The organism is Geminicoccus sp., from assembly GCF_036263595.1.
Taxonomy (GTDB): Bacteria; Pseudomonadota; Alphaproteobacteria; order Geminicoccales; family Geminicoccaceae; genus Geminicoccus.
The window spans coordinates 1-12616 of sequence record NZ_DATAGQ010000052.1; the positions used below are offsets into that span (position 1 = coordinate 1).

Here is a 12616-nt window from a genome sequence, read left to right on the forward strand (position 1 = left end):
CGCGTCTCGACGACGCGCAAACCCCAACCATCCAATGCGATAATCGACCTGCCTGTATTGGAAAGGAGCACCATGTCCTGCACGCCCAGGTCGACCAGGATCTGTGCGCCGATCCCGTAGACACGAAGGTCGCCGGGCGGGCGTGCCTTCTGGCCCAGGCTGACCAGCACCCGCTCCGAAATCGCGTTCGGTGTCGGCTCGCGCAGCAGGACCACCACGCCACGCCCGACGCGCCCGATCTGCTCCATGGCCCGGTGGAGCTGGTCACCCCGGCCGCTTTCGCCCTCACCCAGGAGGTCCTCCAGCATGTTGACCGAGTGCATGCGGACCAGGACCGGCTCCTGGGTGGTGACGTCTCCCTTCACCAGCGCCACATGTTCCACCATGTCGACCGCTGACTTGTAGACCTGCAGGCGCCACTGCCCGCCATAGCGGCTCTCGAAGCTGGTGGCGACGTCCCGCTCCACCAAGCGATCGTAGCGCAGCCGGTGACTGACCAGATCCGCGATCTTGCCGATCTTCAGGCCGTGAAGCTGAGCGAACGCCACCAGGTCCGGCAGGCGGGCCATCGTGCCATCGTCGTTCATGATCTCGCAGATCACGCCCGCGGGATACAGGCCCGCAAGCCTGGCGATGTCGACCGCCGCCTCCGTGTGCCCGGTGCGAACGAGCACGCCGCCCTCGCGGGCCATCAACGGAAAGATGTGACCTGGAGCCACCAAGTCGTGGCGGGTGGCCTTCGGGTCGATGCAGACCGCGATGGTCCGCGCACGGTCGGCTGCGGAGATCCCTGTCGTGACGCCCTCGCGCGCCTCCACGCTCACGGTGAAGGCGGTGCTGATCCTGGCTTCGTTGCCCTGGGCCATCAGCGGCAGCCCAAGCTCTTCGCAGCGCTTGCGCTGCATGGCGAGGCAGATCAGGCCACGACCGTGCTTGGCCATGAAGTTGACTGCCTCGGCTCCGCAGAACTCCGCGGGGATCACGAGGTCGCCCTCGTTCTCGCGGTCCTCGTCGTCGACCAGGATGAACATCCGGCCGCTGCGGGCGTCCTCGAGGACATCGTCGATCGACGAGAGATAGTCTGCGTAGCTGTGCAGCGGGTCGGCCATCAATGCTGTCCCAACTGACGGGCCACGTAACGGGCCAGCATGTCCGCCTCCAGGTTAACCACGTCGCCGGACTGGCGATCCCCCAACGTGGTGTGGCCCCAGGTGTGGGGAATGATCGTGACGTGAAAGGAGTTGTCCGTCACGCCGTTCACGGTGAGCGAGATGCCGTCGACTGCAATGGAACCCTTGACCGCGACCATGCGGGCTAGGTCGGCCGGCAACGAGAACGTCAGCCGATAGCCGTCGCCCTCAGGCTCGATCGAGCGGATCGTTCCGAGGCCGTCGACATGACCGAAGACCAGATGGCCGCCCAGTTCGTCACCCATGCGCAAGGAGCGCTCGAGGTTGATCCTGGTACCTTGCCTCCAGCGGCTGACCGTGGTCAGCGCCAGCGTCTCCGGGGACGCATGGACGCGCCAGCCGTCCGCGGTGTGCTCGGTCACGGTCAGGCATACCCCGGAATGAGCGATCGAGGCACCGAGCGGCACGCTCGCGGGATCGTAGGAACTCTGGATGAGCAGGTCGCGCCCATCGGTGTCGATCACGTCCACGACCTTGCCGATGTCGGTGATGATGCCGGTGAACATCGGCTTTTCCTCAGTGATGGCCAAGAGCGTCGAGTTCGACCAGCCGGTCGCCGTCGAGCCTGCGCTCCCCGACGATCTGCCAACGGCCCGCATCTTCCAGTCGCCTGACGCCGAAAGGCGCCAGTCCCGCGACACCGTCGCCGCCGATCAGCAGGGGTGCCCGGAAGAAGTAGAGGCGATCGACCAGATGCTCACGCATCAGGCTGGCCGCAAGAACCGCTCCTCCTTCGACCAGCAGTCGCGTGATACCCCGCTCGGCCAGCCGCGCCAAGACAGGCACCAGGGCCACGCCGCCGCTGGCTGCCGCCGGCACCTGCTCGATTCGCACGCCCTGGTTGATCAGCACCCTTGCCTTGGCCCGATCGTGGTCGGGCGCGGTGAACAGCCAGGTCGGGGTCTGCCAGGCGGTCTGCGCCAGCGTGCTCGCCACTGCCAGGCGCAGCCGCGCGTCCAGAACCACCCTGACCGGCGAGCGGTCCTGCAGGCCAGGAAGCCGGCAGGTCAATGCCGGGTCGTCGGCCAGCCCTGTCCCGCTTCCGACCATGATCGCGTCGTGTGTGGCACGCATGCGATGCCCGAAAGAACGTGCATCCGGCCCTGTGATCCACTGGCTGGCGCCGGTCGACGTGGCGATCCTGCCGTCCATGGAGGTGGCGAGTTTCAGCGACACCAGCGGCCTGCCACGGCGAACCTTCGAAAAGAATCCGGCATGATCGCGTTCGGCCTCCCGGCGCAGCACCCCTTCGACCACCTCGATGCCGGCCGCACGAAGCCTTTGGATGCCCCGCCCGGATACACGGGGGTCCGGGTCCGGGCATGCCACCACCACCCGTGTGACGCCGGCCGCGATCAGCGCATCGGCACAAGGCGGAGTCCGGCCCACATGAGCACACGGTTCCAGGCTGACATAGGCAGTGCTGGCGTGCGCTGCCGGGCCGGCGAGCCGGATCGCTTCGGTTTCCGCATGAGGGCGCCCCCCGCTCGCCGTCACCGCGCGCGCGATCATGCGGCCGTGCTTGACGAGCACACAGCCGACCGACGGATTGGGCCAGGTGGCACCTAGCCCATGCGCGGCCAAGTCGATGGCCGTGCGCATCCAGCGCTGATCGATTTCCGGGATCGCAGACGACACGGATCAGTCCGAGGAGCGGTTCAGTTGGCCGATGAAGGTCTGAAAATCCTCCGGTCCCGCGAAGTCGCGGTACACGGAGGCGAACCGCACATACGCCACCGGATCGAGGTCGGCGAGGCTCTCCATCGTCATCTCACCGATGCGCGTGGAAGGGATCTCGGCTTCGCCCGATGCTTCAAGGCGTCGGATGATGCCGGCGACGATCCGGTCGATGCGCTCCTCGTCGATGCCACGCTTGCGTGTCGCGATGCGAATGGAACGGGCGAGCTTCTCGCGGTCGAAGGAGACGCGGCGCCCGTCCTTCTTCACCACTACCAGCTCCCGGAGCTGCACCCGCTCGATCGTCGAGAACCGTGCACCGCAGCCGGGACACGACCGGCGGCGGCGGATGGCGGCACCATCCTCGACAGGGCGACTGTCCTTTACCGAACTGTCCTCGTAACCGCAGAACGGGCAGCGCATCGCTGGATCGCCTCGACGACGTGCACCTGATGCTACCCGACGGCGGGGCCAGGAGCAGGGTCGTGGACAGGGTGGAGCCATATTTCCTGATGGCGGCTGCGCCCCTGCATCAGGAGTTCGCCAGCTAGCTCAGCGGCGATAGATCGGGAAGCGTGCGCACAGTTCCTGCACCTTGCGCCGGGTCGCCTGCTCCACCTGCGCGTCTCCTTCGGGATGACGCGCCAGTCCATCCAGGACGTCGGAGATCAGGTGCCCGATCATCTCGAACTCCAGGGCTCCGAAACCGCGGGTCGTGCCGGCAGGGGTTCCAAGCCGTACGCCGGAGGTAATGGCCGGCTTCTCGGTATCGAACGGGATCCCGTTCTTGTTGCAGGTGATGCCCGCACGCTCGAGCGCCTTTTCCGCCACGTTGCCCTTCACCCCCTTGGGCCGCATGTCCACCAGCATGAGGTGGGTGTCCGTGCCTCCGGATACGACGGCGCAGCCACGAGCCATCATCACCTCCGCCAGTGACCGTGCGTTGTCGACGACCTGCCTGGTGTAGGCCTTGAACGACGGTGTCAGTGCCTCGCCAAATGCCACGGCCTTGCCGGCGACCACGTGCATCAGCGGCCCGCCCTGCGAGCCCGGGAACACCGCGCTGTTGAACTTCTTGGCCAGGGCCTCGTCGTTGGTGAGGATCAGGCCACCGCGCGGGCCGCGCAGGGTCTTGTGCGTGGTCGAGGTGACCACGTGGGCGTGCGGGAAGGGTGATGGATGTGCTCCGCCGGCCACCAATCCTGCGAAGTGGGCCATGTCGACCATCAGGACGGCGCCGACGCTGTCGGCGATCTGCCGGAAGCGGGCGAAGTCGATGATGCGCGGGTAGGCCGAGCCGCCGGTGATAATGAGCTTTGGCCGGCTTTCCTCGGCCAGCTTCTGTACGGCGTCGTAGTCGATCAGGTGGTCGTCCTCGCGCACACCATATGGCACGACCTTGAACCACTTGCCCGAAACGGCGGCCGATGCGCCATGGGTGAGGTGGCCGCCGGCCGCCAGCGACAGCCCCATGATGGTGTCACCCGGCTGCAGCAGGGCGAGAAACACCGCGAAGTTCGCCTGGGCCCCGCTATGAGGTTGCACGTTGGCGAAGCTGCAGCCGAACAGTTCCTTCACCCGGTCGATCGCCAGTTGCTCGACCACGTCGGCAAACTCGCATCCGCCATAATAGCGCTTCCCCGGGTACCCTTCCGCGTACTTGTTGGTCAGCACCGAGCCCTGCGCGTCGAGCACCGCCTGGGAAACGATGTTCTCCGAGGCGATCAGCTCGATCTGGTCCTGCTGACGATGCAGCTCGTTCTGGATCGCAGCGAACAATGCCGGGTCAGCCTGTTGCAGGCTGGTGCTGAAGAAGCCGTCGTGACGGGCCTTGGACAGGTCGAACGCTGCTGCCATGGGGGAATCCTTTCCGACGGACGGCAGAACTGGATGCAGAGCACGTCGCTGGCGCTTCCAAAAAAGGAAGCCGGGCTGCTTGTCGAGAGGCTGGCGCGCCGCTGGCCCGTCCGCCCCCGGCACGGTCGGTTCAATAGCACGCCTTGACGACCAGCGCATACGTGCTCACCGCCATCCGCGTTGGCGGCAGCGACGTCCGGCCACATATGAGATGGGCTACAGCGAATCGGAGCGCGTCAATTGCCAGCTATCTCCGTCCTCGACCTCGCCCATATTGTGGAGGGGTCCACCGCGGCCGATGCGTTCCGGCACACCCTGGAACTTGCCCGCCACGCGGAAAAGCTCGGCTACAAGCGCTACTGGCTGGCCGAGCACCATAACATGATCGGCATCGCCAGTGCCGCCACCGCCGTCGTGATCGGCTACGTGGCCGGCGGCACCAGCACGATCCGGGTCGGATCTGGCGGTGTCATGCTGCCCAACCACTCGCCCATGGTGATAGCCGAGCAGTTCGGCACGCTGGCTACCCTCTACCCTGGCCGGATCGACCTGGGCCTTGGACGTGCACCGGGCTCGGACATGCGCACCGCCCGCGCACTGCGCCGGGACCCGGAAAGTGCCGACCGGTTTCCGCAGGACGTGCTCGAACTGCAGGCGCTGCTGGGACCCGAGCAGCCGGGGCAATCGATCCGGGCCGTGCCGGGCGTCGAGACCAACGTGCCGCTCTGGATCCTGGGCTCCAGCCTGTTCGGTGCCCAGCTGGCCGCGGCACTCGGGCTGCCGTTTGCGTTCGCCTCGCACTTCGCGCCTGATGCCCTGATGCAGGCCCTCGAGATCTATCGCAGCCGTTTCGAGCCCTCGGCGCAACTCGACCGGCCTCATGCCATGGTCGCTGCCAACGTCGTGGTCGCCCCTACCGACGGTGAGGCCCGCCGCCTGTTCACCAGCATCCAGCAGCAGTTCGCTCACCTGCAGCGCGGCGACCCGGGACGGTTGCGGCCTCCTGTCGACGACATCGACAGCTACTGGTCACGCTTCGAGCGGGCCCGGGCGGAACAGATGCTGGCCTGTTCGTTCGTCGGCAATCCCGATACCGTGCGTGAGGGCTTGTCAGGATTTCTCGATCAGACGCGCGCGGACGAGTTGATCGTCGCCGCGCCGCTCTACGATCATGCTGCACGCCTGCGCTCGTTCGAACTGCTCGCAGGAATCGCCGCCACGTTGCCTGGACCTCCTCGATGAATGACGAACCCGTCGATGACCCCACGCCGCAGCCCCAGGTGCGCGGAAGGCTCGCCGAGACCAAGCAGAAGTGGGCCGAGAGCGGTCGCTTCCTGACCGGGATTGATCATTCGCCCGAAGAGCGGCTGCCGCCGGGTCAGAAGCTGGTGACCAACTGGCCGATCCTGGACCTCGGGACGCGCCCGCAAATCTCCCTGGATCGCTGGGAGCTCAGGATCTTCGGGGCGGTGGAGGAGTCGGTGACCTGGAACTGGCCCACGCTGCTGGAACAACCTCAGGTGAAGTCGGTCTCGGACATCCACTGCGTCACCACTTGGTCGCGCTACGACAATCACTGGGAAGGGGTGTCGACGGCACACATCCTGGCGACCGTCCGGCCGAAGCCCGAAGCACGCTTCGTGCTGCTCCACAGCTATGACGACTATACCACCAACCTGCCATTGGCCGACTTCGCCGCGGAAGATGCGCTGCTGGCCCATAGCTGGGAAGGTAAGCCGCTTCCGATCGAGCATGGTGGCCCCGTGCGCTTGGTCGTGCCGAAGCTTTACTTCTGGAAGAGCGCCAAGTGGATCCGGCGGATCGAATTCGTTCTGGAGGATCGTCGGGGCTTTTGGGAAGACCGAGGTTATCACGACCGAGGCGATCCGTGGAAGGAACAGCGCTATCACGAGGATGACGACGAGGCGGATGGAAGTCCGCGAATTGCATGAATGAGGTTGTTCGAGGGAGCCTCCGCCCGCTTGGGCCGTTTGTACGGCTGTCCAGTGCTAAAAGCCACTCGACGAGGCATTCCGTCTAGCGGCGGCGCGTCGTCAAATCTCTGGTCACAAGCCAAGGCGGTCTTTCCCGATGTCCTCCGACATGCTTCATCAAGACCTGCCTTCGCTTCCCTTGAGCCAGATGGCGCTCTTCCTGGATGTGGACGGGACGCTGCTAGATATTGCTCCGACCCCTTCGGAGGTGGTCGTCGGTGACGGTTTGAAGGAATTGCTGGCGAACCTCTACCGGCAGAACGGCGGGGCCGTGGCCCTGGTGAGTGGCCGGGCGATCGCTGACCTCGATCACTTGTTCGCTCCCCTGCGCCTACCGGCGGCGGGTCAACACGGTGCGGAATGGCGGATCGGCCCGAACGATGCGCCAGAGCGGCTGACGGTTCTGCCCGAACCATTGCGCCAGCAGGCTGTCGCCCTGGCGCAGCGGCATCCAGGCATGCTGGTCGAGGACAAGGGCGGCGCTGTCGCCCTCCATGTCCGGGCCCGGCCGGAACTCACCGAGGAGATCGCGGAAGCCTTGGCCGACATGGTCCGCTTCCACCCTGAATTCGAGGTACTTGGCGGCAAGGCGGTCTTCGAGGTGCGGCGCCGCGGCGTGCACAAGGGTGCGGCGGTGGCGAACCTGCTGGAGCATCCACCCTTCGCCGGCCGGACTCCTGTCTATCTGGGGGACGACACGACGGATCTGGATGCGATCGAGCTGGTGAACGCCCGGCATGGCCATGGGCTGCTGATCGCGCCGTCGGGACCCCTGCGATGCCCGGCCGATGTCCATCGATGGCTCGGCGCACTCCTGGACGACAGGCCCGCTGGATGTGCATAACCGGCGCATGAGCGACCTCGACGTAGCCGTCATCGGGAACGGGACCATCGCGTCGCTGATCGATCGGGATGGCCGCCATGTCTGGACGTGCTGGCCACGTCTGGACGGTGACCCAGTGTTTCACGCCCTGCTCGGCGGGGAGGGCGGCTACTGGGCGATCGAGCCGCACTACCCGGCGACGGTTCGCCGGCGCTACCTGGGCAATACGGCCATCCTCGAAACGGAGATCGAGGATGAGACTGGAGCTGCCATCCGCATCACGGATTTCGCGCCGCGCTCGCACCGCTTCGGCCGCATCTTCCGGCCGGCCATGCTGGTACGCAGGATCGAGCCGATCCGCGGCCGGCTCCGCGCCACCGTGCGCCTTCGCGCGAATGGGCGCTACGGTGCCGAGACGCTGCGCAAGGTTCCGACCAGCAACAGCCTGCGCTTCGTGGGCGAGGATCAGACGATCCGGCTGACCACCGACATGTCGGTGGCCTGCATCGCCGAGGAATTGCCGATCCTCGTTCATGCACCGATCCACATGCTGCTGGGTCCAGACGAATCGGTACCGGCTGCCCCGAGCCAGATGGTCAACGAGCTGCTCGAGGAGACCCTCTTCTATTGGGAGGAATGGTCGCGCTACCTGTCGATCCCATTCGAGTACCAGGAAGTGGTCTTGCGCGCGGCGATCACGCTGAAGCTCTGTGCGTTCGAGGAAACCGGCGCAGTCGTCGCGGCACTCACGACCTCGATCCCGGAAGCACCCGGTAGCCAACGGAACTGGGACTATCGCTTCTGCTGGCTGCGCGACACCTACTTCACGGTCCATGCGCTCAACCGTCTGGGCGCCACGCGGACGATGGAGGACCATCTCCGCTACATCACGACGATAGTGGCACTGTCCGAAGATGGCACGCTGCTGCCGCTTTACCCGGTTCTACCTGGAACCGATCCCGACGAGCGAACGGCACCGGCCCTCACAGGCTATCTCGGCATGGGTCCCGTTCGGATCGGCAATGCCGCTTGGTTCCAGCGCCAGCACGACGTCTACGGAAGCGTGGTCATGGCGGCAGCGCAGATGTTCTACGACCACCGCCTGCCGCGGCGGGGCGACATCGAGCTGTTCCGCCTTCTCGAGCGGTTGGGCGAGCAGGCGGCACGCCTTGCCCTGGAGCCGGATGCCGGCATCTGGGAATATCGCGGCCGCGAGCGCGTCCATACTCACTCAGCACTGATGTGCTGGGTCGCCTGCTCGCGGCTGGCCAAGATCGCCGGCGTGCTGGAATTGACCGAGCGGGGCGACTACTGGCGGATGCATGCAGCATCTATCCGCAGGGCCATCTTAGAACAGGCCTGGGATCCGGAGCGGCGGACTTTTGTCGAGAGCTTCGGCGGCAAAGACCTCGACGCGGCCTTGTTGCTGATGCACGAGGTGGGATTCCTCGCCGCGGATGATCCTCGCTTCATCGGCACAGTGGAGGCGATCGAAAAGGAGCTTCGGCGTGGCAATCACATGTTCCGCTATGCGGCGGCCGATGATTTCGGTGCGCCCGAGAATGCTTTTACCGTATGTACGTTCTGGTTCGTCGATGCGCTCGCTGCCATCGGGCGGAGGGACGAAGCGCGCCAGATCTATGAAGAGTTGATCTCTTGCCGAAATTCGATGGGTATTCTGTCGGAGGACGTCGATCCCGCCACGAGGGAGCTTTGGGGTAATGTTCCCCAGACCTACTCGATGGTCGGCTTGATTGTTTCGGGCATGCGGCTGTCCAAGACCTGGGAGGAAGCATTTTGGCGCGACTCGTGATCGTGTCTAACCGCGTGAGCGTGCCGTCCAGCCGCCGTGTCGAGGCGGGCGGGCTGACCGTTGTGCTGCGTGATGGGCTTCGTCGAGCGGAAGGACTGTGGTTCGGCTGGAGCGGAGAGCTAACTGATCATCCTGGGCCGGCGAAGGTCACGACCCGCGGCAAGATGAGCTATGCCCTGCTCGATCTGAAGTCGGCCGACTACAGGGGCTACTATTTCGGGTTTGCCAACGGATCACTGTGGCCGCTGTTCCACTACCGGCTGGGCCTGATGGAGTGGAAGTCCGAGCATTATCGGGCCTATCGCGCGGTCAACCGCCACTTTGCTGAGGAGCTGATCAAGCTGCTCCGTCCAGGCGACCAAGTCTGGGTGCATGACTACCAGTTGATCCCTCTGGGGGAAGAGCTCCGCAAGCTGGGCTACAAGGGCACGATCGGCTTCTACCTTCATATCCCATTCCCGTCGGGCGATGTGGTCGAAGTACTTCCCGCGCATGCCGAGCTGGGAAAGGCGCTGCTGGCCTACGACCTGATCGGCGTACAGACCGACCGCGATCATCATGCCATGCTCGACTTCCTGGAGCGTTGGGGGGGAGCCAAGCGCGAGGGTGCCGACCTTCGGTATGCCGGGCATGTCATCCGAACGGGTGTTTATCGTGCCGCCATCGACACGGTCGGGTTCGGCAAGGAAGCGGCGACTGCGATCGGCAGCCAGGATGTGCGCAGTCTGGAATCGTCGCTTGGTGGCCGCATGCTGCTGCTGGGGATCGAGCGCCTGGACTACAGCAAGGGTCTGCCGCTGCGCTTTGCCGCCTACGAGCAACTGCTCGCTGGCCATCAGGACTGGCTGCGTAAGGTCATCATGCTGCAGATCGCCCCTGTCAGCCGGGGCGAGCTTGCACAGTACCGCACGCTCCGTTCGGACCTGGAGCGTGCCACGGGCCGCATTGCAGGACGTTTCGCAGCTCCGGACTGGAACCCGATCCGCTACGTCAACCAGCCAGTGCCGCGCAAGGTGGTCTCGGGCTATCTTCGCCTTGCCCAGGTCGGGCTTGTCACGCCGCTGCGCGACGGCATGAACCTCGTCGCCAAGGAGTTCGTCGCTGCTCAGGATCCGGACGATCCGGGCGTTCTGGTCCTGTCACGCTTCGCAGGTGCCTGCGAGGAACTCGGCGAGGGAGCTTTGCTGGTCAATCCATTGGACATCGAGCGCACTGCCGATGCTATGCACGAGGCCTTGAGCATGCCCAAGGACGAGAGGATCGACCGCTGGCAGCGCTGCATGGAGCCGCTTCGTGCCTGGACTGCGCGTACCTGGTACGACGCTTTCGTCCATCGGCTGGACGAGATCAGCGCGGCCAAGGGCAGTTTGCCATCCGCCGCATGAAAGCCGGCCACGACCAGAGGCGACCCTGGACCACCAGCTGTACGATCCCAGCTGAGATGGTTCGGGTCGAACTTGGCGATGGCTGGAAGAGCTTTTCGAGCATCGCGGGGCTGGGGTGGCCTGCCAGAGCACGACCTCAGGTGCCGGCGGGTGGTAGCCGAGTGAGGAGTGCGGGCGGACGGTGTTGTAGTGCCGGCGCCAGCCCTCGATCACGATCCTTGCCTCCTTCAGCGTGGTGAAGATCTCCCCGTTGAGCCGCTCGTCCCGGAGCTTGGCGTCGAAGCTCTCGCAGTAGCCATTCTCCCAGGGGCTGCCGGGCTCGATACAGGCGGTCTTCGCCCCGACCGCCAAGATCCAGCCCCGCACCGCCTTGGCCACGAACTCCGGCCCGTAGCACATCAGGAAGATGGCTTGGCGGTTCTTGCTTGGTGCGTGGAGCCCTGCAGGACGTAGTGCACTGCCGGAGCGGCCATGGCCGGTCAGCAGGTCTCTGGAGTGACGTTGTTCGAAGCCTCATTCCGGAGACGGACCGACCATGACCCATCGCCAGCTTACGCCCATCACAGGCGTTCTCGTAGCCATCGACGTCGCCAAGACCCGCAACGAGGTTCTTATCGAGGTGCCAGGCCAGCCACATCGGCGCCGTTTGACGGTGCTGAACACAAGGCCTGAACACGACCGCCTCGTGGCGCTGCTCACAGGTCTTGGCCAACCTGTCACCTGCGCCTTCGAGGCCACCGGCAACGATCACCGCCCGCTCGCTTGGCGACTGCTCGAAGCCGGCTTTGGGGTACGGCTGATCTCCTTCCTGGCGCTCGCCCGCACCCGCGAGGCCCTGCACAATGGCCCTCGGCGGCCTGCTGGCCGCCGGCATTGCATGCGCGGATCACGCCAACTGCTGTAGCGTGATGGGATAAGAACGACCCGAAGGACGCCCAGGTCATCTTGCACATGCTCAGGATCGGCGCTGTCCAGCGCTATCATGATCCCCTCGCGGCCGGCATCCATGACGTGCAGGAGCTCTCCAAGACCCACGAGGCGGTCTCGAGGGCCAAGACTGACGTGCTCCACCGCATCCTCACTCATTACCTCCCCTTGTACTTCCCCGAGATTGATCGCTTCCGACACAACAGCCGCTCAGACTGGTTCTTTGCCTTCCTCGACCGCTTTCCGACGCCAGGCAGCATCACTGCACTCGGCAAGGAGGCATTCGTTGCGGCGGCTTGGGACGTGGTTGGGCGCAAGGTCGCCAAGGTGGGATTGCTGGGCGACGTCTACGAGACCGCGCGCACCTCGATTGGCCTGCCCATCCCACCCGACGCGCCGGCCGTACGCATGTTTCGCCTCGTTATCGATGAGGCACGCAGCCTGATCCGGCAGCGCAACGCGATCGAGCGGGAGGCTGACGCGCTGCTGGCCTCCAGCACCGACTATCAGCTGCTGCGCCGCATTCTTAGGCTCGGCCCCATCACTGCGCTGACCATCCTGGCCGAGGGCGGAGACCTGCGCCGCTTCGGTCATCACCGGCAGTTCCTGAAGTTTTGCGGGCTGGATCTCTCGACCCAGCAGTCGGGCACCTTTCGTGGCCAGACCAGGCTGTCGAAGTACGGCAATGCGCGTCTGCGCCGCGCTCTGTGGATGGCTGGCCAGGTCACCATCCGGCAAAAGGAGAACAGCTTCCGTGACAAGTTCGAGCGCTACACCTCACGGGACCGGCACAACGCTGACCTCAGGCGCAAAGCGCTGACCGCGATCACCGCCAAGATGGCACGCGTGGTGCACGCCATCATCAAGAGCGGTGGCGATTACCGGCCCTTCATCGAAGGACCGGTGCCAGGTGGGAGAACCCCTCTCAGTCGAGCCGTGAGGGCGTGAGG

General features: G+C 65.2%; 10 protein-coding genes and 2 pseudogenes. 6 read left to right on the plus strand and 6 right to left on the minus strand.

The window, feature by feature from the left end; translation table 11 throughout:
* From ribB to glyA, 5 genes are all read right to left on the minus strand, one after another.
* Positions 1-1109 (minus strand): 3,4-dihydroxy-2-butanone-4-phosphate synthase (gene ribB / locus VHL31_RS04180; protein WP_329659952.1); only part of this gene is annotated, 1109 nt, incomplete at its 3' end.
* Positions 1109-1696 (minus strand): riboflavin synthase, encoded by a 588-nt coding sequence (locus VHL31_RS04185; protein WP_329659953.1) that lies wholly within the window; start codon positions 1694-1696, stop codon positions 1109-1111. The genes VHL31_RS04185 and ribB, both read right to left, overlap by 1 nt.
* A 10-nt stretch (positions 1697-1706) precedes the next feature.
* Complete coding sequence (gene ribD / locus VHL31_RS04190; protein WP_329659954.1) at positions 1707-2828, minus strand: bifunctional diaminohydroxyphosphoribosylaminopyrimidine deaminase/5-amino-6-(5-phosphoribosylamino)uracil reductase RibD; 1122 nt, start codon at positions 2826-2828, stop codon at positions 1707-1709.
* A gap of 3 nt (positions 2829-2831) precedes the next feature.
* Positions 2832-3290 carry a transcriptional regulator NrdR gene (nrdR, locus tag VHL31_RS04195; protein ID WP_329659955.1) on the minus strand — a complete coding sequence of 153 codons (459 nt, stop codon included), beginning with the start codon at positions 3288-3290 and terminating at the stop codon, positions 2832-2834.
* Between the two features lie 129 nt (positions 3291-3419).
* Complete coding sequence (glyA, locus tag VHL31_RS04200) at positions 3420-4706, minus strand: serine hydroxymethyltransferase (RefSeq protein ID WP_349262357.1); 1287 nt, start codon at positions 4704-4706, stop codon at positions 3420-3422.
* A 258-nt stretch (positions 4707-4964) separates the two neighbouring features.
* Between glyA and VHL31_RS04205 the strand changes: the two genes are divergently transcribed.
* The 5 genes from VHL31_RS04205 (at position 4965) to VHL31_RS04225 (ending at position 10739) form a co-directional block, all read left to right on the plus strand.
* The gene (locus VHL31_RS04205; RefSeq protein ID WP_329659957.1) at positions 4965-5966 is read left to right on the plus strand and encodes an LLM class flavin-dependent oxidoreductase; all 1002 of its coding nucleotides are present in this window, start codon (positions 4965-4967) and stop codon (positions 5964-5966) included.
* Complete coding sequence (locus tag VHL31_RS04210; protein WP_329659958.1) at positions 5963-6676, plus strand: sulfite oxidase-like oxidoreductase; 714 nt, start codon at positions 5963-5965, stop codon at positions 6674-6676. Before VHL31_RS04205 ends, VHL31_RS04210 begins: the two co-directional genes overlap by 4 nt.
* Before the next feature lie 151 nt (positions 6677-6827).
* A complete protein-coding gene (otsB, locus tag VHL31_RS04215; protein WP_329659959.1) occupies positions 6828-7562 on the plus strand; it encodes a trehalose-phosphatase in 735 nt (244 codons plus the stop codon).
* Positions 7563-7569: 7 nt separating this feature from the next.
* On the plus strand, positions 7570-9354 hold the full coding sequence (locus tag VHL31_RS04220; RefSeq protein ID WP_329659960.1) for a glycoside hydrolase family 15 protein: 1785 nt from the start codon (positions 7570-7572) through the stop codon (positions 9352-9354).
* Positions 9339-10739 (plus strand): alpha,alpha-trehalose-phosphate synthase (UDP-forming), encoded by a 1401-nt coding sequence (locus VHL31_RS04225; RefSeq protein ID WP_329659961.1) that lies wholly within the window; start codon positions 9339-9341, stop codon positions 10737-10739. The genes VHL31_RS04220 and VHL31_RS04225 overlap by 16 nt, the downstream gene beginning before the upstream one ends.
* A gap of 114 nt (positions 10740-10853) precedes the next feature.
* Here the strand turns inward: VHL31_RS04225 and VHL31_RS04230 are convergent.
* Positions 10854-11129: pseudogene (locus VHL31_RS04230) on the minus strand (integrase core domain-containing protein); the annotation flags it as partial.
* Positions 11130-11274: 145 nt separating this feature from the next.
* Between VHL31_RS04230 and VHL31_RS04235 the strand changes: the two are divergent.
* Positions 11275-12614 (plus strand): annotated as a pseudogene (locus tag VHL31_RS04235) (IS110 family transposase).
* Positions 12615-12616 lie beyond the last annotated feature (2 nt).

Coding starts and splice junctions, on each gene's coding strand:
- VHL31_RS04220 (WP_329659960.1), top strand. CDS start 7,570: ATGAGCGACCTCGACGTAGCCGTCATCGGGAACGGGACCATCGCGTCG.
- VHL31_RS04210 (WP_329659958.1), top strand. CDS start 5,963: ATGAATGACGAACCCGTCGATGACCCCACGCCGCAGCCCCAGGTGCGC.
- nrdR (WP_329659955.1), bottom strand. CDS start 3,290: ATGCGCTGCCCGTTCTGCGGTTACGAGGACAGTTCGGTAAAGGACAGT.
- VHL31_RS04185 (WP_329659953.1), bottom strand. CDS start 1,696: ATGTTCACCGGCATCATCACCGACATCGGCAAGGTCGTGGACGTGATC.
- otsB (WP_329659959.1), top strand. CDS start 6,828: ATGCTTCATCAAGACCTGCCTTCGCTTCCCTTGAGCCAGATGGCGCTC.